This is a genomic window from Nocardia citri (assembly GCF_054065835.1).
Map to the genome: position 1 here is coordinate 43,656 of NZ_JBSUQM010000029.1, position 25,447 is coordinate 69,102.

The following is a 25,447-nucleotide window of genomic DNA, read 5'->3' on the forward strand; positions in this document are numbered from 1 at the left end:
TGCCGTGCCCTAGGCTGTACCGCGTCGTCGCGGGCGGGGCCGCCCGCCGAACTGCCAGGAGGATCTATGGGTGGCGCACCGCGAAGCGATTCGATGAGGGGTGGTGCTCGGGCGACGGGCGCGCACAGACTCTTGTGGACCGGACTCGGGGTCGCGGCGGTCGCAGCACTGCTGGCCGGTTGCAGCGATGTCGAGCGTGCACTCAACCAGGGCGGCGACACCGCCTGCCGCGACTACGTCAAACAGGATCAGGACACCAAGCGCACGACGATCACCAAGTTCATCAAGCAGCAGACCAACAATGATCACGAGCCCGCGGGCACGGCGGTCGATGCCACGATGATTCAAGTGGACCTGCTGTGCGGTGCCCAGGTCAATCAGGACACTGCGATCAAAAAGGCCGATATCGCAGGTATTTTCCTCAACAAGTAGTCCGAACAGATCGGTGCACCCGCCGAAAGTGGCGGGCGCACCGCGGTTTTCGGCTCAGTTCGACGCGTTGTGCCCGGCCAGCCAGTCCGCCGCCCGTTTGCGCGAGGCCCGGCTGAGCCAGGCGTCCTGGACAACCTCGGCCAACTCCTGCTTGCTGAGTTCGCCGATGCGGCTGCCGCGCACCAGAACCGACAGGTGCCCGTCGAAATGCGGGGTAGTGAAGAATGGTGCATTCGGATCTTGCACCAGCGCCAATTTGTCCGATTCCGAGGGCACCCAGATCACGATTACATCCGCATAACGCTCACCGGTGTCCGGGTCGAATGCGTCGGGGCGCGGGTTGCGGAAGAAGACGAAGGATTTGCCGCCGACCTGGTAAACCGCATTGCCGTGCGGTCCGTCCACCCGGTTGACGAACGGCATGCCGGAGGCCAGTTCGTGCACGTCGGACACCTTGGCTCGTCGCGAAACCTTGGCCATATCAGCAGCGTAGACCTCGATCGCATACCGCATTCGAATGTTCCACGGAGAATGGTCGGTTTGCCGCTGGACTCTCGACTGAGCTGTATGCGTACGCCATCATGAGATAGCGAATGTGAGCTCACACTCTAACGATGGGGTTTACGAGGTGGCACAGTTGCGCACCCTTACCCGACGACGGGCCGCACTGGAAAAAGAATGGGCCCGTTGGGCGATGGCTCCCAGCGACACCCTCCGCATACCCGCGGGCTCGACCTCACTACGCAGTGAGGTCATCCAGTCCTGGCAGCGCTCGCTGACAACCGTCGATCCCAGTTGTACCGCGGCGCCTGGCCTGGACGATGTCCGCGATCGCTGGACAGAATCCCCACTACGCCAACCGATTACCGAACTGGCCGGTGATCTGCGCAGCATTTCCGAGGACTCGGGGTATCTCGCGGTCGTCACCGATGCCGCCGGCACCGTCCTCTGGTCCTGCGGTGATCGCGCGCTGCGGCGCCAGGCCGAGGCGCTGAACTTCGCGCCCGGCGGCTGCTGGGACGAAAGCCATATGGGCACCAACGGATTGGCGCTCGCCCTGCACAGCGACCGTCCGAGCACCGTATTCTCCGCCGAACATCTGGTCGCCGCACTACACGGCTGGGTCTGCTATTCCGCGCCGATCCACGCACCCGACGGCCGCCAGCTCGGTGTGCTCGATCTGTCCAGTTCCTGGGACCGCTCGCATCCGATGGTGATGACTACGGTCCGCGCGCTGGTCACCGCGGTCGAAACGATGTTGCGGGCGGCCGCGCCGACACCGGTTCGGGGTGTCCGGCTCGAATGTCTCGGTGGCGCACGGCTGGTCCGCGACGGCAGGCCGATGCCACTGCCCCCGCGGCAGCTCGAAATCCTGGCCCTGCTCGCGCTGGAACCCGGCGGGTTCACCCCCGAACAACTGCAGGCCGCGGTCTACGGTGACCGTCCGGTGTCCTCCAGCACGCTCAAGGCCGATGTCTCACATCTGCGGCGCGCCACCGGCGGTGAGATCAGCAACCGCCGGTACATGCTCACCGGTCCGGTCTCCTGCGATGCGGTCGATCTGCTCGCCGCCATCCAGGCGGGCGACACCACCTCGGCGGTCTGGCTCTACCGCGGCCCGCTGCTGCCCGGTTCGGACACTCCCGGTGTGCGGCAGTGGCGCAACCATCTCGATGTCGGTGTACGCACCGCGGTACTGGCCAGCGACCGCGCCGATCACGCCGTCGCCTTCGGCGAGCGCTCACCTGGGGATATCGAGGTGCACGAACACGCGCTGCGATTGCTGTCCGCCGACGATATCCGCCGGGCCGTGGTCGTCGCCCGGCTGTACACCGCACTGCGCTCCTGAGTCACCCCTGTCACACGGGCACCAACCTCGCACCAACCTTCTCGGCACATAGTGGCCCGGCAGGAAAGATTCGTGAGGAGCGCCCACCCATGATCTACGCCGAACCGGGGTCCGCCACCGGCATCGTCACCCACCCAAGTCGCTACGACAATTTCATCGGTGGTGACTGGGCGGCTCCCATCGAGGGCGGCGATTGTGAGAACCCCGCACCGGTCGACGGCGAAACTTTCTGCTCGGTGGCGCGCTCCTCCGCGGCCGAGATGGATATGGCGCTCGCAGCCGCCCACCGCGCCACCGACAAATGGGCCGAGCAATCAAGGCAGGGCGAGTATGGACCAACTGTTTCCACGCATATCCCGCACACGGCGCCTTCGGCGGGTACAAGAAGTCCGGCATCGGCCGGGAAAACCACAAAATGATGCTCGAGCACTACCAGCAGACCAAGAATCTGCTGGTCAGTCATTCACCGACAAAACCCGGATTCTTCTGAGGCAAGGCAGAGTAGCCCGCGTCGACATCACCGAACGGGCGCGAGAAGTGTTGCGCCGGTTGATAGAACAGCACGGACCGGTGCTGTTCCACCAATCCGACGGCTGCGGCGACGGCAGTTCACCGATGTGCTTCGCAGTGCGTGAGTTCCGGATCGGCCGCGCGGATATGCTGCTGGGTCGGCTGCCGTGGCATACCGAATTCTGGATCAGCGGGGATCAATTCGAACTGTGGAAACACACCCACCTCACCGTGGACGTGGTGAGCGGGCGCGGCAGCGGATTCTCGCTGGAGGCGACCGAGGGCGTGCGATTCATCGTCCGATCGCGATTGCTGACCGATGAGGAGGCAGCGGTGTCGGCGGCGGGACCACCACCGCGGACGGGAGCCGATCGGATGAGTTGACTGCCGAACAGGTAGTCACCAGAACTGGATTCACGCCCGCGTCGGTGCGTCCGCGGGCGATAAGCGGGTGATCGGCCCGGGGGGTCCGCAGCCCTGGGCCGACACCACGAAGCCCCGCCGTCCCGTTGCAGACCGGGACGGCGGGGTCCGGCCTCTACCGGCCCGGCAGGAAACGGACGCTGCGGGCCAGTGTCATCAGCAGCCGCTGCCATTTGCCTTGCGAAATCACCGGCGGCGCATCGAGGTTCATGAATCGCGTGACCACAATGCTCTGCGGTTCGGTGAACTTCAGCAGTCCGTCCGGGCCATGCCTGCGCCCGACACCGGAGATGCCCATACCGCCCATCGGCGCGGCGGTGGTGCCCCAGGCCGGGGCATAGCCCTCGTCCACGCAGACGGTGCCCGCGTGCAGACGCTCGGCGATGCGCTCCCCCGCGTCCTTGCTCTGCGCCCAAACACTCGCGTTCAGACCGTATTCGGTGTCATTGGCCATGTCGATCGCCGCCTCGACACTGTCGACCGGGTAGATCGAGACCAGCGGACCGAAGGTTTCGTTGCGGCAGCATTCCATCTCACCGGTGACACCGGCGAGCACGGTGGGTTCGAAGAACAGCGGTCCCAGATCCGGGCGCGCCTTACCGCCCGTGAGCACCTGAGCACCCTTGGAGGTGGCGTCGGCGACATGTTTGGAAACGGTCTCCAACTGTGCCTCGGAGATCAGGCTGCCGATATCGGCCGAATAGTCATAGGCCGCACTGATTTTCGCGGCTTGGACGGCTGCGACGAATTTCTCGGTGAACTCCGCGGCGACCGCCTTCTCCACATACAGCCGTTCGATCGAGATACACAGCTGACCAGCGTTGGAGAAACAGGCGCGCACCGCGGCCTTGGCGGCCTTGTCCAGTTTCGCGCCGCGGGTGACGATCATCGGGTTCTTGCCGCCGAGTTCGGCGGAGAAGCCGATAAGCCTGCGCCCGCACTGTTCGGCCAGGGTGCGCCCGGTCGCGGAGGAGCCGGTGAACATCAGGTAGTCGCAATTGTCGACGATGGCGGTGCCGACCACGGTGCCCGGTCCGGGAACGACCGCGAGCAACTCACGCGGCAATCCGGCCTCGTACAGCAGTTCCGCGCCGGCCAGTGCGGAGTACGGGGTCTGGCTATCGGGTTTGACCACCACCGCATTGCCCGCGAGCAGCGCCGGGATCGAATCGCCGATCGAGAGCAGCATCGGATAGTTCCACGGCGCGATCACCCCGACGACGCCCTTGGGCTGGTGGCGCACGGTCGCCCGATTGAGCACCGGGAAGGCGCCGGGCACGCGGTGTGCGTCGAGCAACTCGGGCGCGACCCTGGCGAAATAGCGGGCGGCGAATATCAGGCCCATGATCTCTTCTTGGGCGGCCCAGCGCGCCTTACCGGTTTCGGCCTGGATCACGTCCATGAGGAATTCACGCTTGTCGATGACCAATTCGCGGTATCGCTCGAGTACCGCGGCACGGTCGTTCACCGAGCACGCGGCCCATCGGGCCTGTGCCACCTCGGCCTTGTCGAATACGGCCGTTACGTCATCGGCGGTGCCGACCGGCACGCTGCCGAGCGGGTTGCCGGTGAAGGTCTCGGCGATCGTTTTGTGCGCGCGGGCGTCCGGATCGGCGATCGCGGCGATCGCACTCAGGCGGTCGAAGACTTCGGCATTCGGCGCGGGCATCGGTGCCTCCTACTTGTGAGTAACCCCGGGATACGCACAACATACGCCGAGCGCGACCGGGCACAGCGGCCACTGCCCCGGCGTTGGCGCATGATGGCGCCTATTCGGCTGATACTGTCATGTTCGCATAACCCGATTTCTCTCATGGATACCTGAACCCAATCGAGGGAGGAACCATGAATATCGCACTCTGGATCGGGCAGATCGTGCTGGCCGTCATATTCACCGTATCCGGGATCGCGAAATCCACCCAGTCCAAGGAGAAGTTGGTCGCGATGGGCCAGACCGGTGTCGCGGTATATCCGAAGACGATCGTTCGGATGACCGCCTACGCCGAACTTCTCGGTGCCGTCGGCATTATCGTGCCGTGGTGGACCGGTATCGCGCCGGTACTCACGCCGCTGGCGGCGGTCGGATTCGCCGTGGTGATGATCGGCGCGATCAGCTCGCACATACGCCTGCGCGAGCCCCGCAATATCGCGACCACCACGACGATCCTGATCATTGCGGTCCTGGTCGCCATCGGCCGCTTCGCCAGCCTGTGATAGCGGTGGCGGGTCCACACCGCGCTCGACACCGAATTCGGTTCAGGCGCCGCACCTTCCCCGGATGCATTCCGAATGCGCCAAAAGCGCCGCATAACTCGGGCAATCCGGGGTGGCAAGGGACAGCACCCGTATGCGCTAGGCGGATACCCATGGCATTGTCAAATTCGGTCCCGCTCAGCGAGACATCGGCAACGAATTAATCACAGCTGGTTTAGGTTTGGGTGATGTTCAGAGCGAGACTCGGAGTCCGAACGCGGATTCTGGCGATCGCGCTCGTGCCGAGCCTGACTCTGCTCGTGGTCGGCGTGGGTGCGGCGGGATATCTGGTTGTCGAGGGAAATAAGGCCGAGGACTGGGCGTCCCAGAATCAGCGGGGCATCCCCGCTACTCGCGAATTGCTGGAGGCGGTCCAGAGCGAACGTCAGCTTACCCTCGCCGCACTGACCGGCGACGAAGCCGCCACTCCCGCGCTAGGTGTGGCCCGAATGCGCCTCGACGGCGCGCTCAAGGGCCTCAACGAGGCCTCCGCCGGACTGCGGGCGGTGGACGATTCGAAGATCAGTGATAACGCCGCGAACTTCCTCACGCTGTCGACGTCGATGAACCAGGTACGCACGCTCACCGATGCCGGTACATTGCCAGTCCCGGACGCCTACAACTTCTACAACCGGCTGCTCGATATCATCTCCTACGGCACCGAGATCGCCGAACAGACCGCGCCGAACGCCGAGATCGGCGTCCATATCGCCGATGGCATGCGGATCTTCCTGGTGGCCGAGGCGATGTCGCGCAGCACCGCGCTCGGGGCCATGATCGTCAATACGAACGGGTCGACCCCCATTCCGCTCGAGGAGTACCTGCGTCAGATCGGCTTCTACCACACAGAGGCCGCCAATCTGGCAGGCGAACTGGACCCGAAGCAGCAGGAGAGCCTGCACACGCTGATGGCGAGCCGGGCCTGGCAGCAGCTGACCGCCATGGAAAACGTACTGACCCAACGCACTACGACGGCGAACAGCTCCCCAAGCGCGTCGAGTTCGTCCAGCTCGTCGAGCAGCACCACCAAACAGGCGACACCACCCGCCCTGCCGTTGAGTACCCAGGAGTGGCACAGCGCGGCCGCCGAGGTGAACCGCGGTCTGCTCGATGTGTGGACCGCCCAGAACATGTACTCGCAGAAGTTGGCCGAGGACACAACCGCCGATGCCACCGCGCGATCCGCGTGGGCAGGAGGCGGTGTCGTCGCGGTCAGCCTGCTGGCGTTCGTGATCGCGATCGTGCTGGCCAACCGGGTCATTCGCCGACTCGAGCGACTTCGCGGGGAGACCCTCGCGCTGGCCGATGAACGGCTGCCCGAGCTGATGCGCCGACTCGGCGAGGGCGAGCTCATCGATCCGGAGGCCGAATCCGCGGAACTGGATTACGGTCACGACGAAATCGGCCAGGTGGCCAAGGCCTTCCAACACGCGCATGCCGCGGCCGTCGCGGGCGCGGTGACCGAGGCGCGCACTCGTGAAGGTGTGAAGGCGGTCTTCCTGAATATCGCGCACCGCAGCCAGGTCGTGGCGCACCGACAGCTCGAGATTCTCGATAAAGCCGAAGAGCGCCAAGAGGATCCAGCCCTGCTGGACACCCTGTTCCGGCTCGATCACCTCGCCACCCGCGAACGCCGCAATGCCGAGAACCTGATCATTCTCGGTGGCGGTCAGCCGGGCCGTCAGTGGCGCAATCCGGTGCCGCTGATCGATCTGGTACGCAGCGCGGTCGGCGAAACCCTGGACTACGCCAGGGTCCGCGTGTCCCGGCTGCCCGAAACCCACGTGCTCGGCACGGTGGTGGCCGACCTCATCCATCTGCTCGCCGAACTGGTCGACAATGCGACCTCGTTCTCGCCACCGCAGTCGCGGGTCGAGGTGAGCGGCAATGTGGTCGGCAAGGGCGTGGTCACCGAGATCAGCGATCAGGGCATGGGCATGACCAAGTCCGAGATCGACCGGCTCAACGAGATACTGAACAACCCACCGAATTTCGGTGTCGCGGCATTGTCTTCGGATTCCCGGCTCGGACTGTTCGTGGTCGCGCAGCTGGCCCACCGACACGGGGTCTCGGTCCGGCTCTCGGAGTCCGACTACGGTGGCGTCCGCGCCATCGTGCTCATCCCGTCGGCCCTGCTCGCCGATGAACAAGCCGCCCTGACATCTGGTTCCGAGCCGCTGGAATCGGCACGCCGGCGACGGCATCCGGTCCCCTTCCTCGACTCCTCCCCCTACCGTGGCGCCGAAACCGAGTCCGCGGTGCTCACCGCGGAGCCGCTGGCACCGCCCATCGTCGAGGCACCGGCGCTACGTCCCCCGTTCGAGGCGCCGCGTCCCACGTTCGAGGCGCCGCAGCCCACCCCGGTGGACGCCAGGCCGGCGCTGCCACGGCGGAACCGGCAGGCCAGCATCGCACCGCAATTGGTGCAGCCGACCTCGGCCGAGCCCGAAGCGGAGCGGCCGCCGGAACGGGAGCGCTCGGCGGAGCAGGCCCGAGATCTGATGTCCGCCATCGAGAAAGGGACCCGGCAGGGCCGCCACGCCGTCCCCGATGCCGTGCTGCCCGAGGTGGCGGCCGCCGAACAATTCGGCACCTTACAGGGACCGAGTGGTAAACACTCGGATGAACAGGAAGGCGACGGTGACTTCTTCCAGCCCCGGTGATCTCAACTGGCTGCTCGACGATCTCGTGGATCGGCTGGCCGGCGTGCGCTATGCGGTGGTTTTGTCCACCGACGGCCTGCTCCTCGGCCGCTCCAACGCGATGACCCGCGAGGACGCCGAACATTTCGCCGCAATGTCCTCCACACTCTACGGTCTGGCCCGCAGTGCCGGCAGCCGCTTCGACGGCGGCGGGGTCCGCCAGGCGGTGATCGAACTCGATCGTGCGGTGCTGTTCGTGACCTCCGCAGGCGACAACGCCTGCCTGGCACTACAGGCGGCCGAATCGGCCAATCTCGGGATGGTGGCCTACGAAATGAATGTCACCGTCCAACGCGTCGGAACCTATCTATCCACCTCAGCCCGCTTGCCATGACGCACGGCGGTGGGCAATGGTTCGACGAGGAGGCAGGTCCCCTGGTCCGGCCTTATGCGGTCACCCGCGGGCGGGTGATGGGGGCAGGCCATGACCTGGACATGCTCACCGTGGTCATCACGGCCGATCCGCCGCCCACCCTGCGGCGGATCGATCCGGAATACGCGGATATCGTGCGGCTGTGCCGCGCACCGCAATCGGTCGCCGAAGTGGCGGCCTTTCTGCAACTTCCCTTGGCGGTGACCAAGATTCTCGTCGGCGATCTGATCGGCGAGGGCCACTTGATCTTCCGGGCGCCGGTGCAGCCGGACGCGGGTCCCGGCGATCTCAACATATTGCGAGCGGTACTGGATGGCATCCGAAAGCTTTGATCCGACCCGGCCCGGTGTGACACCGCAGCTGGCGGCCTCGGTCAAAATTCTCATCGCCGGTGGTTTCGGCGTCGGCAAGACGACCATGGTGTCGGCGATCAGCGAGGTCGCGCCACTGCGCACCGAGGAGTTGATCACCGAGGTCAGCGCCGGCGTAGACGACCTGTCCGGCGTCGAACAGAAGACCACGACAACGGTCGCGCTGGACTTCGGCCGCATCACCATCGACCGCGACCTGGTGCTCTACCTGTTCGGCACACCGGGCCAGGACCGGTTCTGGTTCCTTTGGGACGAACTCTCCCGCGGCGCACTCGGCGCGGTCGTGATCGCCGATACCCGCCGGCTCAGCGATTGCTTTGCCGCCGTGGACTTCTTCGAACGTCGCGGGCTGGCATTCCTGGTCGCGGTGAACTGCTTCGATGGTGCGCCGGTCTACACGATCGACGAGGTCCGCGACGCGCTCGATCTGGACGATCACATCCCGGTCATGGTGTGCGATGCCCGTGAGCGCGCCTCCTGTAAGGATGTGTTGCTGAATCTGCTGCAGCACCTCATCGAACGGGCCGGACCGGCTCCGGTCGCCACCTGATCGCGACCGGTATTCCAGCCGGGCGCTGATCCGATGGCCGATGATGCCGTCGACCTTCGACGAGGAATGGGCTGATGGCCTTGGCGCGCCGTCGGAGTCGTTGGCGTAGACGAAGTGGTCGGTCTCGAGTTCGACCAGTGCGAGTGTTCGGGCGACGTTCGAGCATGGCGCACCGTCGTCGGCTGCGCACACCGCGCTGGATCCGGCCACTAACTCCGACCAGGGATCGATCCCATCGCCGCTACCCATGCCGGCTACCGCAAGCTGCTGGATTGGGCGCGTCAATGGCCCGAACGGACCTGGGCGGTGGAAAACGCTGACGGGCTCGGCCACCACCTGGCGCAATGGCTGGTCGCCACCGGCGAGACAGTGGTGGACGTGGCACTCGTGGCACCTGTCGCGACGGCTCGAGTACGGTAACTCTCCCGCGGTGACCGACGCTACGACACACAGCTGGCCGAGAACGCCACGGCCACCGGTCGAGATCGCCAGTGCCGATTCGACTCGTCACCGACTGTCCCGCTACGGCGACAGAGAACTCAATTCCGCGCCGCACCACCATCGCGATGATCCAAATCCGAATGCGCGCAACCACGGGCCGCGCCTACTACGTGGGTTTCGGGGCGAAATATGCAGGATAGGGGCAATTTTTGGGAGAGTGAGGTAGGTCGGTAGTGTCCGGCGGTATGTCCGAAAATCCTGTGCAGGTATTTGTAGCCGCCGCTGACAGTTTCGCGACGCTGGTCCGGTCGATTCCCGAGAGCCGCTGGGATGGGCCAGGTTTGGGGGAATGGGACCTGCGGTCGCTGGTCGGCCACACCGCGCGTGCTCTGGTGACGGTAACCCAGTACATCCAGCAGCCGGCGACGGTCGAGGATGTCGCAAGCGCGCACGAGTACTACGCCCGAGCCAAAGCAGCACAAGGTGCCAACGCCGCCGCAATCCTCGAGCGGGGCCGGGCCGCGGGCGCCGAACTCGGGGAGAAGCCCGCCGATGCGGTGGATGCCTTGGTGGCCGCGGCTAGCGAAGCAGTCACCGATTCCGAGGACCAGCTGATCACCGTGATCAGTGGCCTGGGAATGCGGTTGAACACTTATCTGACGACCAGGACCTTCGAACTCGTCGTCCATGGCCTGGATATCGCCAGTGCTACCGGCATCCCGCACACCATGCCTGACTATGTGCTCGAAGATGCGGCGGTGCTCGCCGCCCGCATCGCAGTGCGCGTTGGCGAGGGCGAACCTGTGCTGACGGCGCTGACCGGCCGGGCGGTGTTGTCGCCATCGTTTTCGGTGGTGTAGGGGTTCCGGTAGTAATCTCGCTCGAGCTGGGGAAACCAGCCAAAAGTCGACCACCGAACGGTGCTTTCATGCGGCGAGCGAGTGCGGCGCAGCCGTGCTCGGGTCTGGTTCGGACCGCCGGTTGTATCTGGTCAGCCCATCCAGAACCCGACGATAGTCTTGTCCACCTGGTCTTCAGCTTCCCGCATCCACTCCACGCACTCCTGGATCTGCTCGAGCACCACCGGATCCAGTCCGGCGCGTTGCACAAGGCCCGACGATTCCCGCTGAGTCAGGCCTGCAGACCGCGTGAGCACGGCGATGCGTTCGTTGATCTGCTCTCGGACCTGGCGCCGATAGGCGCGACGGACAAGGTCCGCCTATCGTCGATCCTGGTCTGCGATCAGTCGTGCAACACCGTTGCCGGCGAGAAGATCTCGCGCCGCGTGACGACCGGTGGCAAGCAACAACAACGCAGCGGCAGGCCCTTCGATGACCAGCCCGTCGCCAGCGGCCCACCCCACATCGGTGGCCACGAGGCGATAGGCAGCCAACTTCCTGCGGGAACCGAACATACCGGTTGTCCAGACACGTTCGAGGGCCAATCGCGCAGCGTCGTTGGGCATCTCGCGGGCAATGCCCAACGGAACGGTGATGTCTTGCCCGTGCACGAGCAAATCCATCAGCCGATCGGCCGCAGTAGTGCCGACCGCGGTCAGCCGAAGTCCGATACTGTCGCGCAGCTCGGTGGCCAGTTGCGCTGTTGTGGTGTTCTCGGCGTGGCGGATGGCGGTCTCGCGGATCAATCGGTCCACGTCGCCGCGCGCGCGAATCAGGTTGAACAGAATCCAGCCGACACTGGGGCGCGCGGACAACACAATATGCGCGACGACATCACGCACGCGCCAGCCCTCACAGAGGGAGCTGCGATCCCAGTCGGCTTCGGACATCGTCTCCAGCAGTTCGACCAGGCTTGCCCGCTCGGCAGCGACAGCCTGCCAAATCTGGTCGATCGTCATCGTTGCGTCGTTGGACATTCGCGTCGCTCCATCTCGTGTGGTTGTTCGGTTACGGTAGGAACTCCACCAGGGTGGAGGTTCCAGCGAACGTGACCGATAACACACACGGCAGCGGCTTGGTCAGCATCGGAGAGCTATCGCAGCTGACCAATGTTCCGATCCGCACGATCCGCTTCTACTGTGACGAAGCGATTCTCGAGTCTCAACGCACCTCGGGTGGGCACAGGATGTTCGACCCGACCACTGCCGTCGATCAGCTGTTACTGGTACGCCGACTCCGCGCGCTCGGCCTGAGTCTCGCCCCGATCATCGACGTACTCACCGGCACGGTGTCCCTTGCCGAGGCGATCTCGGCCGAACGTCGCGCGCTCGACACCGAACTCGCCGCGTTGACATGGCGGCGGGCCGCGCTGCTGGCAGTCGAAGACGCACCACTCGCGGAGCGGGCAACCCGCCTGGAGTCACTCGCCGCGATCCAGAACCGACACGGTGCCTACGATTCGGTCGTAGCGTTCTGGCGACGCATGCTCACCCCCATGCCGCCGCAGTTGTTCGACGGGTTCATTGCGATGAATGTGCCGGACCTGCCGGCCGATCCGGATCCGCACCAGCTTGTGGCCTACGCCGAACTCGTCACCCTCGTCACCGATCCCGCGCTGCGTGTGGTCATGTCACGCCAGCTCTGGCGGTCGGATCAGACCCGGATCCGCCACAAACAGGTACTGCTCACCGGGGTCGCGCAAGCATGCGAATCCGCCAGCCACCGCGTCCTCGCCAACGAACCCCCACGGCGCGGCCCCGAACTCGACCAATTCGTCGACGCCCATGCCGCCGCCCGCGGCGAACAGGACACCCAGCAACTCAGACAGCAACTCCTGGTCGACGCAGCCGACAGCGACCACCGCATCCATCGGTACTGGAGCCTTACCAGCGAGGTCACCGGCACCCTGAACACCGGTGCAGCCCACCACTGGCTCTACGACGCGCTCAACCAATCCACCAACTCGGCCAATACCCGCAACCAGGTCAACGGGGGCTGTTAGCGCTGCGGTCCTCCAATTCTCTAGCCCGCGACACGTTCCCGGCTCAGGTCCAGGCGGGTGTTCATGTCGAGCCGGAATCGGCCGTAGGGGTTGATGTTCGACCAGAACAGCGGCGACATCGCGACCGCGCCCGCCAAGCATCGACCATCTTCTCACTCGGTCCGCGAACAAGTCCGTCCCTGTCCTCACGGACGAACGCGGATGACCGTCTTCCCTTTGCTGCGCTTGGTCGGGTTGAAGGCGGCGACGGCGTCATCGAGGGTCGCAACTGTGCCGATGTTCGCCCGCACTCGTCCCTCCCGCACCCGCTGGGCGATCTCGCCCAACTGAGCACGGTCGGATACGACGACGAAGTCGATCGCCAGTCCCTCGGCGGGCCGCGCCTCGGGCGGCCCGGTGACGCTCACCAGCGTTCCTCCGGCTCGAACCAGACCCGCGGACCGCTGCTGGATGTCCCCGCCGAGGACATCGAAAACCAGATCCACTCCGCCGACCTCTGCCAGCGAGTCGTTCTCGAGGTCGACGAACTCATGCGCCCCGAACTCGAGCGCACTCTGCCGGCTGGCCGCGCGCCCGGTGCCGATGACATAGGCGCCGGCCTCACGCGCGAGCTGGGTCGCCATCGACCCGACGACGCCAGCCGCACCATGCACAAGAACGCTGCGCCCCGCCTGAAGACGCCCGTGCTCGAACAGCCCCTGCCACGCGGTCAAACCCGCCATCGCCACACCCGCACCCACCGTGAAATCAATGTCGCCCGGCAGCGGCGCGAGATTACGTGCCTCCACGACGACGTACTCCGCCAGGGTGCCGTCGCGAGTCCAGTCCGTGAGCCCGAACACCCGCTGCCCCACCGACACCCCGGTCGTGCCATAGCCGAGAGCGCTGACCACTCCGGCCAGCTCGTGCCCGGGGATCGACGGCGTCCGGTCCCGACCGAGCCGATCGATCCAGGTCGAAGGCCACTCCAACTCATCGCCAGTGAATCCCGACGCATGAACCTCAACAACGACATCGCCGTAGCTCGCACCCGACAGGCTCGCGAACCTCGCCGCATCCGGATCGGGCCGCTCCACCAACCTCATCCCGGCCGTTCCAGCGGCCGGATCCGTCACCACGATCGCCTTCATGTGAATACCTCCCTGTATCCAGGCCGTGCGGCCATAGTCTGCTGGGGCGGGATCGAGCGTGAGGCAGGCTTCCATTACCTCAGGGTCTGAAGGTCGACACTGACATCGTCCGCCTCTACGGCGAGGACCGCGACCAGATCGCGGTAGCCCTCGGCGAAATCACCGCCCGCCGCAGCTACTACGACACCATCAATTCGGTGTGACCCGAGGTTATTGAGGGTTGCGGCTACGCGTTCGGTCTGGAAGACAAGGGATCTGTTCGAGATCGGGCAGACCACCATGGCTCCGGCCGTGTTTGAATTCGAGCGTGGTTGGAGAAGGCGCATTGGTGCGGGCAGGGTTGGGTGTAGTCGGCCGCCCGGGCCGTGGTCGGCTTTCGGTGATCCGGGTCGCGGTTGCGCAGCCGACGACGGTGCTCGGCGCTGTTGCGGATAACGTCGCCGCACATGCGGCAGCGGTGCGGTGTGCCGCCAGTGATCTCGTCGTCTTCCCGGAGATGTCGCTGACCGGGTACGACATGCACGCCCCGGCCATCGCTGTCGACGACGCGCGGCTTGTCGGGCTGATCGAGGCATGCCGGGAAGAGAACACGGTCGCGTTGGCCGGAACTCCGATACAGATCGGGAGCCGGGGCCGCGGAATTGGCGTGTTGGCCGTTTCGGGCGAGGGAGTCGAGGTGGCCTACGTGAAGATGTCCCTGGGCGAAGCCGAGGCGAGGTACTTCGAAGCCGGTCGGACACCAGCCGTCATGGAAGTGAAGGGATGGCGTGTCGGTATCGGGGTGTGCAAGGACACCAGGGTCGGAGATCACCTCGAACGGACGGCGGCACAGGATATCGATCTGTATGTCGCGGGACTTGTTCATGCGCCCGACGAGCTCGGTGATCTCGATGCACGGGCACGAAGAATCGCGGCTACGTACAAGGTGCCGGTTGCATTCGCGGGGTTCGCCGGGCCGACAGGCGGCGGATTCGCGTGGACCTGCGGCGGCTCGGGAATCTGGGATTCGACCGGAACTACGGTGCAGCAGTTGGGGCCCGAACCGGGCACAGTCGTATCGGTCGGATTGTAACCCGGCTTCCGATGCGGCTCTACCTGCCGCCTGGGCCGTCCGCAGACGAACTCCCCATCACGGGGTCAGCGTAGGTTTCGCCGAAAATCCATCGCGGTCGTTCAATAGATAGTCAGACGATAGTGCTGATCTCCCCAATGACCGGCGTGCGGTCACCTCGATCCTCACCGAGACCGGGCGGGAAACAGTGCGATCCTGGCAGTCCACCAACACCGATATCCTGCGCGCCGCCCTGGCCGACCTGCACCCCATGGCAGCAACTGGTCACTGTCGCCATGTCCACGCTCATGGAACTCACGCGCGATCGACACCCGAGACGACACGCCCGTGCGGTCGAGCTCGCCGGCCCGCGCCTGAGGCGGCCTCGGTCACACCGGACCTCGGCGGGTCATCGCCGAATACCGCTGAGCCAAGCAATCCGACCGGTAGGCTCGCAAGGTCGATTACTTCGCGTTCGGCTGTGCGGCGGAACGATTGCCGCTGATCGGGTTGGTGGAAGACCGGGTTCGTCGATGGCTCCGGAGGAACCGTGCTCGGTGTGGTGCTCGCGTCGATCATGTGGGGTTTGTCGTCGGTTTTCATGAAGGTGGCGTTGCCGGGGATGCCACCGTTCGGGGTCGCGTTCATTCGCGTGCTGTTGTCCGGATTGGTGCTGACACCGGCCGCACTGCTGCGCGCCCGCGGCCGGACCGCGCCCGAAGTGCCCGTGCCCGGCGGGCGTGAGCGCATGCATCTGGCGGTGCTGGCCGTGACCACCGTGGCCTTGCCGTTCTGTCTGACCGCCTGGGCGCAGCAGCACGTCGAAGCCTCCCTGTCGTCGGTGCTGCACGCGACGGTCCCGCTGTGGACCGTCGGCTTCGCGGTCCTGATGCTGGGGCACCGCCCCGGCGGGCGGCAGCTCGGGGCCGTCGCGATCGGATTGATCGGCGTCGCCGTGCTGGCGGGACTGGGCTCGCACGACCTGACCGGCTGCTCATGGGGCGGATGCCTGGCTGTGCTCTCCGCGTCGGCGTGCTACGGATTCGGCTGGACCTACATGCGCCGCAACCTGTCTCACCGGCAGCCGCTCTACATCGCGGCCGTCATCCAGGTCGGCGCGCTCCTGGTGCTGCTACCACTGGCAGCCACCACCACCGACGCCGACCGCGTCGCGCTGACGCCGGTGCGCATCGCGAGCCTGCTCGCCCTGGGCGTTATCAGCACCGCCGGAGCGGAACTGCTGAACTACCGCAATATCGCCCGGCTGGGCCCCACCACCGCGGCGCTGACCGCGTACCTGATCCCGGTCGTCGGCGTGTCCGCGGGCATCTGCATCCTCGGCGAGCCATTGACGGCACGGTTGTTGATCGGCACGGCGATCGTGCTCGGATCCGTGGGACTCGCGGTGCAGCGAGTCGACGTTCGCGATCAGCCGAGAATCGCGCTCTCCTAAGGGGTACTTCTCGCACGGATGTCCCTCTACCTCGAGCGCAGATCAGGCGTTGGGTCACGGTCGGGCCCCGATCGAAACATCAGGCGTGCACGATGGGCAGTCCGATGGCGGACGGGACACTGCCACTGCGCCGGGTTCCGCGGTCCTGACGGGGACGGCCCTCGGTGTCGTGGTTCTGTTGTGCGTCCACCTCCACGGGGCGCCGTTCGCTAGGAACTCGACCGGTCCCGATCAGTTTGTTGGCCTGGTGGGCGGCGGGATTCTGCTGGTTGTTTCCCTGCTGGCGTGGGCGGTCAAGTACCTGCTCGGCAGAGAGCACCGGTGGTCCTGGAAGGTCGCCACAGTGCCGCTGGTTGTGCTCGCAGGGCTGGTCGCCGGGTTGGTCTTTCCGCCTGCGAGCTTCGACTCCGCACGCCCGGAGTTGGAAAAAGTCGCGGTCGAAATGCTGCGCGAGGATAGGCCGAATACCCGCCAAGACGTGAGTCTCGGCGGGCTCGATATCAGCTTGGCTCACCGCCCGCCCGATGGCCGTGTCTACTTCTACGACGCCGTTGCGGTTCGTTCAATAGATGGTCAGACGATAGTGCTGATCTCGCCCAATGACCGGCGTGCACTCGGTCTTCGAAAGTCGCGGACCGCGCTCGGGCGCCGATTCAGACCTGATGCAACCAGGCGATGAAGAGCAGCACGCCACCGGTGACCAGCACCAGCGATATCGGAATCGGCCACCACGGGCCGTGCCGACCGAGCAACCCACTGGTCAGGCGCACTTGCATCACGCCGAGTCCGGCCAGCACCAGCCCCCATACGGGCAGCAGCCCGACACCGAGCAGTGCGTGTACCGCCCAGGCCCCGGCCAGCGTCGGACCACCCCACGAATGCTCGAGATCGTTGTCCGCGATGAGCGGGTAGAAAATTCCGCGCACCACGGCAATGGTCGCCAGGAAGGCCAGGAACCAGGTCAGCAGGCCGAGCGCACCAGCCAGCACAGAATGCACAATCGCACGCACCACCAGGGCATCTCGCGGTGCGATGAAGATGCCGAGCAGGCGGCGCGGGACCCGGAATCGGCTCGCGATCGGGCCGAGACCGATCACCGGCGCAAGCAACGCGTAGGCGGCCCGACGCAACACTGAGCGAACCGTGGTCATGCCATCGACCGTATCGCCCGCGACGAATCGGCGGGCACCTCAGGCCAATCGGCCCGTATCGAGGAGGTCGTCGAACAGCAACTGGTCGACCGGCGGCACCAACGCGCGATCCGCGTAGGAGAACCACGCGACCTCTTCGATCTCACTGCTGGCCGCGAGGGTGCCGCGATAGTCGGCGGTGTAGCAGCTCATCCGAACCACCGCATCACTGGCCGGTCCGTGCAGTGCGGCCTCGTACGTGCCGACATGGGCAACGGTTTCCGGAAGCAGCGCGACGGTCAACTCCTCTTCGATCTCGCGCAGCAGTGTCTGCAGATCCGATTCGGTGCCCTCGCGTTTGCCGCCCGGAATGTAGAAGATGTCTTTGCCCGTGGGGCGTGCGCACAGGATGCGCCCGCCCTCGATGCGTACCCACGCGACCGTGTCGATCAGCTTGCGCACTCGCCCATCCGCCACCGCCGCAGCCTAATCGACGTATCGATCAATGGGCGTCCTGGAGGTCGGCGGCAGGATGGGAGAGATCCAGCCTGCGGCCCGGCTCACCACGGAACGATGCTCGGCGGGGAGCAATTCGGTGTCGCCGGTGCCCAGCCCGAGGACGTATTGGTCGAAGGCGCCCAGCAGGTGTGCCGAGGTACCGGTCGGTTCCGTGGCAGCCAGTTCGTCGACGTGATCGGTGAGAATATAGGCGCGGCGGCCTGCGATATCGACCTCGGTCAATGCGTCCCCGAGTTCCGAGAACCACCGGCGCACCGTCGTCTTCTTCAGACTGTTGCGACTGAGCCAGGCATCGAAGGTTTCCGCGGTGGCCGGGCCGTACACGCTGAGGTAACCGGTAATGACAACGGGCGCGGCGGCATCCGGTCCCCTTACCGGCTCCGGTGCAGTCCAGGATTCATCCCGACACTGTGCTGCAGAACAGTACTCCGACCGCGACCTCGAGTAGTCCCACCACTGTCGCCGCCATCACGGCGAGCAAAGCGGTCCGGTTCGTCGCGCGATGGACCGCGCCGACCGGTGCTACCAACCGTTCGGCACGCACCAATACTGCAGTTGCCGCGGCGCTCAACGCGCCCGCTGGGAGCGGGTCGGTCGCACCGACGATCGCGAGCAGACCACCGAGCAACGGCTCCCGGCCGTGCTTCCGCGTCGCCGTATCGTCGGCGCACATCTCGAGTAGTCGGCCGATTTCGTGCACTCCGTCGGTTGCCAGACGCATTCCGGGCAGTGTGATCGCGATACCGCGCAGGAAGCGGAGCAGTCCGCCATGCCGCTCGCTCAGATGGGCGTGCTCGTGGGCGAGCACCGCGGCAAGCTGTTGCTCGGTCAGTGCCGCGACGGCCGCGCTGGTGACGACGATGGTGTCGGGCCGTCCGGCCACGCAATACGCTTGGCGTTGCGGCGAATCCAGCACGACCGCACCGACGCCGGGCACGCGTCGACCGACCATGCGAACGGCCCGCCCGTGTGCGATGGTTTTGCGTCGCATGTAGAGCATCGCTCGTGCGGCATGCGCCGAGATGCCGAGAAGTGCGACGGCGACCAGGACCGCGCAGGTCAGGGTGCCCAATCGAATCAGGAGGCCGTCGTGCAGGTGCATCGGTGCGGCCAACGCGGTGTAGCAGTCGTGCACCGCGTCGGCGGGATGCCAGGAGGTGGCGAATTCGATGATCAATATGCCGGCCGCAATGGCCCACGCACCCAGTGCGCCCGCGATCGCGACCAGCCAGGCGAGCACCCCGAGCCGGGGCGCGACACCGCGCCGGGTAAGTCCCCGCAGCACGGACGGGCCGAAGGTGGCCACCATGCTGCCGTAGATCATCAGGCCGACAGCTACGTTCATGGCGCCTCTGGTGTTCTGCGCGAGGTCAGCCGCCGCAGTGCGGCACGCAGTCCGGCCGACTCCTCCTCACTGATCCGATCGACGAAATGGCTGAGCACCAGATCCGAGCGACCGCCGGAGCCGAGGGCCTCGAGCATGAGTCGCGCGCTGTGCTCCTCACGGGTCATTGTCGGCCAATATCGATATGCCTTACCCGCGCGTTCGCGTGCCAGCCAGCCCTTGCGGTGCAGATTGTCCATGGTCGACATGACCGTGGTGTAGGCAATACCGCGTTCGGCGGCCAGTTCGTCATAGATTTCGCGGACCGTTGTGGTCTCCGCGTCCCGATCCCAAATGCGGTCCATGATCACCGCCTCCAAATCCCCGAATCCACGCATGATGCCGTCTCTCTCATCAACTACTGGACATCTCTCTGACGTTCAAGGGTAGCTGGCTCGACTTGTTGCTACGTAGTCAAAGCGTAGATTGGTCCGAAGATGTGCCGGATAGGGCGCTCTCACCAGCCCTGGATGGTCTGGTCGACCTCGACTGGACATGGATTACTGCCGTGGACGTGTTGGTCTCGGTCGTAGGAATCGTCGCCAGCGCGGGAATTGTCGCCAGCGCGGGAATTGTCGTCGGCGCGGGAATCGTCGTTCTGGGCGTGCTCGGCGCGCATCGGTATCCGTGGCGGCGTCCTGGCATGTGCCGACAACCACGACCGGCTCCACGTCGTCTGCTACCCGGAAGGCCAGGTGTGCGAGCCGACAGGTGAGCGCTGTGTCTGATCGAGCATGGTGAGGTAGGCATCGAGTTGGGCCGCGCCGGCGAGAAGGTTGCGACTGCGCACGGTCAGCCGGTCCTGCCAGGAATCGAGGAAGGCGGTCAATGCGTGCGCCCCGCCGGCGTCGCGCAGCGCATCGATGAAATGCGCAACCTGGGACAGCGGGTAGCCGCCCTGACGCAGTTGCCGTGCGATCTCGGCGTCGCGTACACAGCCCGGTCCGTATTCGCGATATCCCGTTGCCCGGTCACGTTCGGGATGCAGGATGCCCTCGGTCTCCCAGGTGCGCAGCGTGGCCGGGTGCACGCCGAGTCGGCGTGCGAGTTCGCCCACGGTCAGCGGTCGACCGCGGACCGGGGCCGGCACCATGGTGGATAGGGTGCCCAGAGCCGCTGCGACTTCGGTGCGAGTGTCGCGTTCGGCGAGCAGCGCGACGTGTGCGGCGTCGATGAGCCGGTAGGCGGACTCGGTGTCGCCGTGGTTGGTCGCGCGCATGATTTCCATTGCCTGCTGGTGCCCGTGGCCACCGCGCAATGCGAGAAAGGCGCGTAGCGCTTGTGCGTGCAGGTGCGTGTAGCACCGGTAGCCGCTCGCGCTGCGCTCGGTCGGCGGCAGGATCCCCGCGTCGTCGTAGTTGCGGACCGCCTGTGCGGACACCCCGTGTTCTCGGGCGAGGTCGATAGGTCGCAGCCTGCACCTCCTTTGAGGCTTTTCATACCGAATCGCAGATTGAACTCACATAAGTTTCACTCGATTCTTCAACGATAGCGTCGAGGTCAGTTCCTATCGGAAGGGGTGTTTGATGTCCACTGCCGCATCCTTGCGTGCGATCGGCCGCCAACTCGACAATCCAGCCAGCCTGGGGCGTGCCATCGACGAGCTGATCGCCACGCGGACCGAGCCACCGACCCTGCTCGCCCTCGGCGAACCGACACACGGGATCGAAGCGTTCCCGTTGCTGCGCAACGAAATCCTCGCTCACTTGGTCGACCGGGGTTACCGGTCGATCGTGTTGGAGACCGATATCTTCGCCGCGTCCGTTGTCGACGACTATGTGGCCGGGGCAGCGTCGGAGATCGACACGGTGCTGGCGACCGGATTCAGCCACGGATTCGGCGCCGTGCCGGGCAACCGCGAACTCGTCGAATGGCTGCGCGCATATAATGCCGGTCGCGGGCCCGTGGATCGGGTTCGCTTCTACGGCTGCGAGGCGCCGGTAGAGTACGCCGCTGCACCGAGCCCTCGACGCGCACTGTCTTCGGTCATCGACTACCTGCCCGAACCGCTGCGGCCCGCATCGGTCCGCGACCTCGACGCGCTGCTCGGCGAGGACGCGGACTGGACGAACGAGGCCGCCATGTTCGATCCGGCGGAGTCCGTCGGTGACTCCGATCGCGCTCGCGCCCTGCGTATCGTCGCCGACGACCTCGCCAGCGCGCTGCGCCGCGCGGCCCCCGGCCTGCGCCCCGCCGACCCGACCAGCTATGACCACGCCATCGCACACGCGCGTACCGCCCAGGGCCTGTTGCGCTATCACGCGGCCATGGCCAGTCCCACACCCGATCGCATCGCGCTCTTGCTGAGCGTGCGCGCCGAAATGATCGCCGACAACCTGCTTGCGATCGTTGCCCAGGAGCGGCGACGTGGACCGAGTCTGGTGTTCGCGCACAACGTGCACCTGCAGCGTGCCCGCACGGCCGTCGGCGAGACCGACAAGCACTGGGGCAGCGCCGGCGCACTCGTCGCACTGCCCCTCGGCCAGCGCTACATGTTCCTGGCAACCGATGCCAACCCCGATAGCGATCCGGGCACCCTCCAGAACATATTGGCCGAGGCGACCACCCGACGCGCCCTGTTCCCGGCACCGGCCGTGCGCGCCGCGCTTGCGCCATCCATCAGCACGGGCAAACCGATCGTGCCTGGCCACATCCCGCTCACCCCGGCGGACTTGGACAGCGCCGATGCGGTCATCTTCATCGCCGACACCGACGGAAAACGACACCAGTACTGGTAGCGACTCCGATGGCGTCGGCTTGCCGGTTCTTCGGCTTTGCGGTGCGAATGTCTATGGGGTGCGAGACCATGCCAACGTCTCGAGGCGGCGGCTCACACCCTCTCGCACCCCATATCTCGCTTGCGGCGAGCTCCGGGGGTGCCGCACAATAGGCGGCCGATGCCAGGACCTGCGGAAATCCGGAATCAGCGAGACGCGTGCACATGCGGGCTGCGCCTGAGGACAGGGACGCGCGGCGACTGGGGTGGGAGAGAGCTGGGCGAATGGGTAGTTCATGTTCGATGTGATCATTGCCGGGTGCGGGCCGACCGGTGCGATGCTGGCCGCCGAACTGCGGCTGCACGATGTGCGGGTACTCGTTGTGGAGCAGGAACCCGAGCCCGTGTCGTCGTTCGTTCGCATAGTCGGTCTGCATATCCGCAGTATCGAGCTGATGGCGATGCGTGGACTGCTGGATCGCTTTCTCGAACGCGGCAGACAGCGTCCGGTCGGCGGCATCTTCGCCGCCATCACCAAACCCGCACCCGAGGGCCTGGATTCCGCGCACGCCTATCTGCTGGGCATCCCGCAGCCGGTCATCGAGCATCTGCTCGAGGAACATGCCATCGAACTGGGTGCGCAGGTCCGGCGGGGTTGTGCGGTGGCCGGTTTCGAGCAGGACGAGCAGGGGGTGACCGTCGAACTGGCCGACGGGCAGCGGCTGCGTTCGAGTTACCTCATCGGCTGTGACGGCGCGCGCAGTACGGTGCGCAAACTGCTCGACGTCGGCTTCCCCGGTGAGCCCTCGCGGACCGAGACGCTGATGGGCGAGATGGAAGTGGGTGTGCCGCAGGCGCAGATCGCCGCCAAGGTGACCGAAATCCGCGAGACCAATAAGGTATTCAGTCTCGGGCCCTTCGGCGAAGGGGTCTATCGCGTCGTGGTCCCCACCGCGGGAGTCAGTGAGGATCGCGCCCAACCGCCCACCCTCGAGGATTTCAAACAAGGGTTGCGCGCCATCGCCGGAACCGATTTCGGCGTGCACTCCCCGCGCTGGTTGTCCCGCTTCGGCGATGCCACCCGGCTGGCCGAGCGTTATCGGGTCGGGCGGGTGCTGTTGGCCGGCGATGCGGCGCACATCCATCCGCCTACCGGCGGTCAGGGCCTGAACCTGGGCGTTCAGGACGCCTTCAACCTCGGTTGGAAGCTGGCCGCGCAGATCCACGGCTGGGCGCCGGAAACATTGCTGGACACCTACCAGCTCGAACGTCATCCGGTCGCCGAAGACGTCCTGGACAACACCCGCGCCCAAATGCAACTGCTGTCCACCGAACCGGGCCCGCAGGCCGTGCGCAGGCTGCTCACCGAACTGATGGACTTCGACGAGGTGAACCGATACCTGATCGAGAAGATCACCGCGATCGACATCCGCTACGACTTCGGCACAGGCCCCGACCTGCTCGGCCGGCGCGTGCGCGATATCGATCTGAAACAGGGCCGCCTCTACGACCGACTATATCGGGGCCGCCCCCTGGTACTCGACCGCACCGAAGGTCTGAGGGTCGAGGGCTGGTCGGACCGAGTCGACCTCATCGCTGATCCCGCCGCGGCACTGGATGTTCCGGCCATTCTGCTGCGCCCCGACGGCCACGTCGCCTGGATCGGCGAGCACCAGCAGGAGCTGAACGACCACCTCACCCGCTGGTTCGGCGAGCCTGCCAACTGATTTCACCGCAACAACCGAAAGTCGAGGCGAACACGCCTGTCTCGGGTCGAGATGGTCCCGGTCTCCACGAACGTCTGTTCCGCCTTACCTACACCGATGCCGTGCTCACCCCGCGCGAGCTCCGTGGCGCGCATCTCCCCTCCCCAGGCAGCACCGACACCACTACTCGCATATTGTCCTCGACCGGGATCTTCAACCGCCGTGATCTGGCCACAGGATCGGGCTCCTTCGTGGCCCGGTGTGCTCTGGACGTAAACCGAGCAACCCTGCCAGAAAGTTTGATGCGATAGAGGGTGATCTATGCGAACATATGTTCGTGTCCGAGTCTCCCCATCCGCCGATTGTGCCGCGTTCGCGGCGGCCGCGGATTCAGGCGCGGGCCGAGTCGTCGATCTTGCACGCCGATCTCGACTCGTTCTATGCCTCGGTGGAGCAGCGCGATAATCCGCGGTTGCGGGGACGGCCGGTCATTGTGGGCGGCGGGGTGGTGCTGGCGGCCAGCTATGAGGCCAAGGCATTCGGGGTGCGCACGCCGATGAATGGTGCGGCGGCGGTGCGGCTTTGCCCGCATGCGATCGTGGTGCCGCCACGCATGTCGGCCTATGCCGAAGCGAGCAAGGCCGTCTTCGAGATCTTCCACGACACGACGCCGGTGGTCGAAGGCATGTCGATCGACGAGGCGTTCCTCGATGTGGGTGGACTGCGGCGGATCGCGGGCGAACCTGTCGAGATCGGACGGCGGTTGCGGGATGCCGTGCGCGAGCAGGTCGGGCTGCCGATTTCGGTCGGTATCGCGCGCACGAAATTCCTGGCCAAAGTGGCCAGCGCGGTCGCCAAACCCGACGGCTTACGCCTGGTACCGCCGGAACTCGAACTCGATTTCCTGCATCCGCTGCCAGTGGAACGACTATGGGGCGTCGGCGAAGTCACCTCGCGCACCCTGCACGAACACGGCATCACCCGCATCGGTCAACTCGCCGAGCTCGGCGAATCACCGTTGCGCGCCATCCTCGGCCCGGCCGCGGCGCGGCACCTGTACGCACTGTCCTGGGCCCGCGACCCGCGTCGTGTCGAAACCGGCGTCCGCCGCCGCTCCATCGGCGCCCAACGCGCACTCGGTCGTCGGCACCGACCGCCCGACGAAATCGAAGCCTACCTGCACGGCCTCACCGACCGCCTCGGTCGCCGGTTGCGCGCGGCCGAGCGGGTGACCCGAACCGTGGTGCTGCGCATGCGTTTCGACGATTTCACCCGGGCCACCCGTTCGCACACCCTGCCCGAGGCCACCGATCACACCGAAACCATCTTGTGCGCCGCACGCACCTTGCTCACTTGCGCGATGCCCATGATCCAGGAGCGAGGCCTCACCCTCATCGGGTTGGCATTGACCAATCTCGACAACGCCGATGCCGTCCAACTCACCCTGCCGTTCGGATCTCGCACCACCAACACCCTCGATGCCACCCTCGACGACCTGCGCCGCCGCTTCGGCTCATCCGCGGTCACCCGCGCCGCTCTCATCGGCCCGCGGC

At 65.8% G+C, this 25,447-nt stretch carries 26 protein-coding genes and 2 pseudogenes; 17 read left to right on the forward strand and 11 right to left on the reverse strand.

The annotated features are described in order from the left end of the window. Window positions 1–93 precede the first annotated feature (93 nt). Window positions 94–432, forward strand: coding sequence for a hypothetical protein (locus ACW2Q0_RS27210; protein ID WP_457193760.1), 339 nt, complete (start codon window positions 94–96; stop codon window positions 430–432). Window positions 433–486: 54 nt separating this feature from the next. On the opposite strand, the gene ACW2Q0_RS27215 is transcribed toward ACW2Q0_RS27210, so the two are convergent. Then, window positions 487–945 (reverse strand): MmcQ/YjbR family DNA-binding protein, encoded by a 459-nt coding sequence (locus tag ACW2Q0_RS27215; RefSeq protein ID WP_457193761.1) that lies wholly within the window; start codon window positions 943–945, stop codon window positions 487–489. A gap of 115 nt (window positions 946–1,060) precedes the next feature. On the opposite strand from ACW2Q0_RS27215, the gene ACW2Q0_RS27220 reads away from it, so the two are divergent. The 3 genes and pseudogenes from ACW2Q0_RS27220 to ACW2Q0_RS27230 all read left to right on the forward strand — a co-directional run bounded on the left by ACW2Q0_RS27220 (window position 1,061) and on the right by ACW2Q0_RS27230 (window position 3,175). Next, entirely contained in the window at window positions 1,061–2,281 is a 1,221-nt protein-coding gene (locus ACW2Q0_RS27220; RefSeq protein WP_457193787.1) for a transcriptional regulator, read from the forward strand. Window positions 2,282–2,519: 238 nt separating this feature from the next. Then, window positions 2,520–2,771, forward strand: a pseudogene (locus ACW2Q0_RS27225) (aldehyde dehydrogenase family protein); the annotation flags it as partial. Then, on the forward strand, window positions 2,762–3,175 hold the full coding sequence (locus ACW2Q0_RS27230) for a DUF779 domain-containing protein (protein ID WP_457193788.1): 414 nt from the start codon (window positions 2,762–2,764) through the stop codon (window positions 3,173–3,175). The pseudogene ACW2Q0_RS27225 and the gene ACW2Q0_RS27230, both read left to right, overlap by 10 nt. Window positions 3,176–3,329: 154 nt before the next feature. Here the strand turns inward: ACW2Q0_RS27230 and ACW2Q0_RS27235 are convergent, their stop codons facing one another. Further along, window positions 3,330–4,883: a succinic semialdehyde dehydrogenase gene (locus ACW2Q0_RS27235; protein WP_457193762.1), complete on the reverse strand. Its 1,554-nt coding sequence runs from the start codon at window positions 4,881–4,883 to the stop codon at window positions 3,330–3,332. Between the two features lie 176 nt (window positions 4,884–5,059). Here ACW2Q0_RS27235 and ACW2Q0_RS27240 point away from each other — a divergent pair, with 176 nt between their 5' ends. From ACW2Q0_RS27240 to ACW2Q0_RS27265, 6 genes are all read left to right on the forward strand, one after another. Then, complete coding sequence (locus tag ACW2Q0_RS27240) at window positions 5,060–5,428, forward strand: DoxX family protein (protein ID WP_457193763.1); 369 nt, start codon at window positions 5,060–5,062, stop codon at window positions 5,426–5,428. Between the two features lie 227 nt (window positions 5,429–5,655). Further along, entirely contained in the window at window positions 5,656–8,130 is a 2,475-nt protein-coding gene (locus ACW2Q0_RS27245; protein ID WP_457193764.1) for a nitrate- and nitrite sensing domain-containing protein, read from the forward strand. Continuing rightward, on the forward strand, window positions 8,108–8,503 hold the full coding sequence (locus ACW2Q0_RS27250; RefSeq protein WP_457193765.1) for a roadblock/LC7 domain-containing protein: 396 nt from the start codon (window positions 8,108–8,110) through the stop codon (window positions 8,501–8,503). Before ACW2Q0_RS27245 ends, ACW2Q0_RS27250 begins: the two co-directional genes overlap by 23 nt. Continuing rightward, window positions 8,500–8,874 carry a DUF742 domain-containing protein gene (locus ACW2Q0_RS27255; protein ID WP_457193766.1) on the forward strand — a complete coding sequence of 125 codons (375 nt, stop codon included), beginning with the start codon at window positions 8,500–8,502 and terminating at the stop codon, window positions 8,872–8,874. Before ACW2Q0_RS27250 ends, ACW2Q0_RS27255 begins: the two co-directional genes overlap by 4 nt. Continuing rightward, a complete protein-coding gene (locus ACW2Q0_RS27260) occupies window positions 8,855–9,463 on the forward strand; it encodes a GTP-binding protein (protein WP_457193767.1) in 609 nt (202 codons plus the stop codon). Before ACW2Q0_RS27255 ends, ACW2Q0_RS27260 begins: the two co-directional genes overlap by 20 nt. Before the next feature lie 686 nt (window positions 9,464–10,149). Further along, window positions 10,150–10,764 (forward strand): maleylpyruvate isomerase family mycothiol-dependent enzyme, encoded by a 615-nt coding sequence (locus ACW2Q0_RS27265; protein WP_457193768.1) that lies wholly within the window; start codon window positions 10,150–10,152, stop codon window positions 10,762–10,764. 131 nt (window positions 10,765–10,895) lie between these two features. Here the strand turns inward: ACW2Q0_RS27265 and ACW2Q0_RS27270 are convergent, their stop codons facing one another. Beyond that, a complete protein-coding gene (locus ACW2Q0_RS27270) occupies window positions 10,896–11,060 on the reverse strand; it encodes a hypothetical protein (RefSeq protein ID WP_457193769.1) in 165 nt (54 codons plus the stop codon). Between the two features lie 63 nt (window positions 11,061–11,123). Further along, entirely contained in the window at window positions 11,124–11,780 is a 657-nt protein-coding gene (locus ACW2Q0_RS27275) for a maleylpyruvate isomerase family mycothiol-dependent enzyme (protein WP_457193770.1), read from the reverse strand. A 71-nt stretch (window positions 11,781–11,851) separates the two neighbouring features. Here ACW2Q0_RS27275 and ACW2Q0_RS27280 point away from each other — a divergent pair, with 71 nt between their 5' ends. Continuing rightward, on the forward strand, window positions 11,852–12,805 hold the full coding sequence (locus ACW2Q0_RS27280) for a MerR family transcriptional regulator (protein WP_457193771.1): 954 nt from the start codon (window positions 11,852–11,854) through the stop codon (window positions 12,803–12,805). A 185-nt stretch (window positions 12,806–12,990) separates the two neighbouring features. Here the strand turns inward: ACW2Q0_RS27280 and ACW2Q0_RS27285 are convergent, their stop codons facing one another. After that, window positions 12,991–13,935: an NADP-dependent oxidoreductase gene (locus ACW2Q0_RS27285; protein WP_457193772.1), complete on the reverse strand. Its 945-nt coding sequence runs from the start codon at window positions 13,933–13,935 to the stop codon at window positions 12,991–12,993. A gap of 307 nt (window positions 13,936–14,242) precedes the next feature. Between ACW2Q0_RS27285 and ACW2Q0_RS27290 the strand changes: the two genes are divergently transcribed. From ACW2Q0_RS27290 to ACW2Q0_RS27300, 3 genes are all read left to right on the forward strand, one after another. Beyond that, window positions 14,243–15,007, forward strand: a complete 765-nt coding sequence (locus tag ACW2Q0_RS27290) for a carbon-nitrogen hydrolase family protein (RefSeq protein ID WP_457193773.1) — start codon at window positions 14,243–14,245, stop codon at window positions 15,005–15,007. A gap of 529 nt (window positions 15,008–15,536) precedes the next feature. After that, window positions 15,537–16,439, forward strand: a complete 903-nt coding sequence (locus ACW2Q0_RS27295) for a DMT family transporter (RefSeq protein WP_457193774.1) — start codon at window positions 15,537–15,539, stop codon at window positions 16,437–16,439. A gap of 247 nt (window positions 16,440–16,686) precedes the next feature. Next, on the forward strand, window positions 16,687–17,118 hold the full coding sequence (locus ACW2Q0_RS27300; RefSeq protein WP_457193775.1) for a hypothetical protein: 432 nt from the start codon (window positions 16,687–16,689) through the stop codon (window positions 17,116–17,118). On the opposite strand, the gene ACW2Q0_RS27305 is transcribed toward ACW2Q0_RS27300, so the two are convergent. The 6 genes and pseudogenes from ACW2Q0_RS27305 to ACW2Q0_RS27330 form a co-directional block, all read right to left on the reverse strand. After that, a complete protein-coding gene (locus tag ACW2Q0_RS27305; RefSeq protein ID WP_457193776.1) occupies window positions 17,093–17,590 on the reverse strand; it encodes a hypothetical protein in 498 nt (165 codons plus the stop codon). The genes ACW2Q0_RS27300 and ACW2Q0_RS27305 overlap by 26 nt on opposite strands. 39 nt (window positions 17,591–17,629) lie before the next feature. Continuing rightward, a complete protein-coding gene (locus tag ACW2Q0_RS27310) occupies window positions 17,630–18,046 on the reverse strand; it encodes an NUDIX hydrolase (protein WP_457193777.1) in 417 nt (138 codons plus the stop codon). Between the two features lie 9 nt (window positions 18,047–18,055). Beyond that, window positions 18,056–18,457 (reverse strand): annotated as a pseudogene (locus ACW2Q0_RS27315) (DNA glycosylase AlkZ-like family protein); the annotation flags it as partial. Window positions 18,458–18,485: 28 nt separating this feature from the next. Further along, the gene (locus ACW2Q0_RS27320) at window positions 18,486–19,433 is read right to left on the reverse strand and encodes a M56 family metallopeptidase (RefSeq protein ID WP_457193778.1); all 948 of its coding nucleotides are present in this window, start codon (window positions 19,431–19,433) and stop codon (window positions 18,486–18,488) included. Beyond that, window positions 19,430–19,810 carry a BlaI/MecI/CopY family transcriptional regulator gene (locus ACW2Q0_RS27325; protein ID WP_457193779.1) on the reverse strand — a complete coding sequence of 127 codons (381 nt, stop codon included), beginning with the start codon at window positions 19,808–19,810 and terminating at the stop codon, window positions 19,430–19,432. The genes ACW2Q0_RS27320 and ACW2Q0_RS27325 overlap by 4 nt, the downstream gene beginning before the upstream one ends. 341 nt (window positions 19,811–20,151) lie before the next feature. Continuing rightward, a complete protein-coding gene (locus ACW2Q0_RS27330) occupies window positions 20,152–20,886 on the reverse strand; it encodes a TioE family transcriptional regulator (RefSeq protein ID WP_457193789.1) in 735 nt (244 codons plus the stop codon). A 112-nt stretch (window positions 20,887–20,998) separates the two neighbouring features. On the opposite strand from ACW2Q0_RS27330, the gene ACW2Q0_RS27335 reads away from it, so the two are divergent. From ACW2Q0_RS27335 to dinB, 3 genes are all read left to right on the forward strand, one after another. Then, on the forward strand, window positions 20,999–22,210 hold the full coding sequence (locus tag ACW2Q0_RS27335; RefSeq protein WP_457193780.1) for an erythromycin esterase family protein: 1,212 nt from the start codon (window positions 20,999–21,001) through the stop codon (window positions 22,208–22,210). Window positions 22,211–22,484: 274 nt separating this feature from the next. Continuing rightward, on the forward strand, window positions 22,485–23,915 hold the full coding sequence (gene rox, locus ACW2Q0_RS27340; protein ID WP_457193781.1) for a rifampin monooxygenase: 1,431 nt from the start codon (window positions 22,485–22,487) through the stop codon (window positions 23,913–23,915). A 310-nt stretch (window positions 23,916–24,225) separates the two neighbouring features. Beyond that, on the forward strand, window positions 24,226–25,447 hold a 1,222-nt coding region (gene dinB, locus ACW2Q0_RS27345), incomplete at its 3' end, for a DNA polymerase IV (RefSeq protein WP_457193782.1).

Coding starts and splice junctions, on each gene's coding strand:
- ACW2Q0_RS27210 (WP_457193760.1), top strand. CDS start 94: ATGAGGGGTGGTGCTCGGGCGACGGGCGCGCACAGACTCTTGTGGACC.
- ACW2Q0_RS27215 (WP_457193761.1), bottom strand. CDS start 945: ATGCGGTATGCGATCGAGGTCTACGCTGCTGATATGGCCAAGGTTTCG.
- ACW2Q0_RS27235 (WP_457193762.1), bottom strand. CDS start 4,883: ATGCCCGCGCCGAATGCCGAAGTCTTCGACCGCCTGAGTGCGATCGCC.
- ACW2Q0_RS27240 (WP_457193763.1), top strand. CDS start 5,060: ATGAATATCGCACTCTGGATCGGGCAGATCGTGCTGGCCGTCATATTC.
- ACW2Q0_RS27245 (WP_457193764.1), top strand. CDS start 5,656: ATGTTCAGAGCGAGACTCGGAGTCCGAACGCGGATTCTGGCGATCGCG.
- ACW2Q0_RS27255 (WP_457193766.1), top strand. CDS start 8,500: ATGACGCACGGCGGTGGGCAATGGTTCGACGAGGAGGCAGGTCCCCTG.
- ACW2Q0_RS27260 (WP_457193767.1), top strand. CDS start 8,855: ATGGCATCCGAAAGCTTTGATCCGACCCGGCCCGGTGTGACACCGCAG.
- ACW2Q0_RS27265 (WP_457193768.1), top strand. CDS start 10,150: ATGTCCGAAAATCCTGTGCAGGTATTTGTAGCCGCCGCTGACAGTTTC.
- ACW2Q0_RS27275 (WP_457193770.1), bottom strand. CDS start 11,780: ATGTCCAACGACGCAACGATGACGATCGACCAGATTTGGCAGGCTGTC.
- ACW2Q0_RS27285 (WP_457193772.1), bottom strand. CDS start 13,935: ATGAAGGCGATCGTGGTGACGGATCCGGCCGCTGGAACGGCCGGGATG.
- ACW2Q0_RS27305 (WP_457193776.1), bottom strand. CDS start 17,590: ATGACCACGGTTCGCTCAGTGTTGCGTCGGGCCGCCTACGCGTTGCTT.
- ACW2Q0_RS27320 (WP_457193778.1), bottom strand. CDS start 19,433: ATGAACGTAGCTGTCGGCCTGATGATCTACGGCAGCATGGTGGCCACC.
- ACW2Q0_RS27325 (WP_457193779.1), bottom strand. CDS start 19,810: ATGCGTGGATTCGGGGATTTGGAGGCGGTGATCATGGACCGCATTTGG.
- ACW2Q0_RS27335 (WP_457193780.1), top strand. CDS start 20,999: ATGTCCACTGCCGCATCCTTGCGTGCGATCGGCCGCCAACTCGACAAT.
- rox (WP_457193781.1), top strand. CDS start 22,485: ATGTTCGATGTGATCATTGCCGGGTGCGGGCCGACCGGTGCGATGCTG.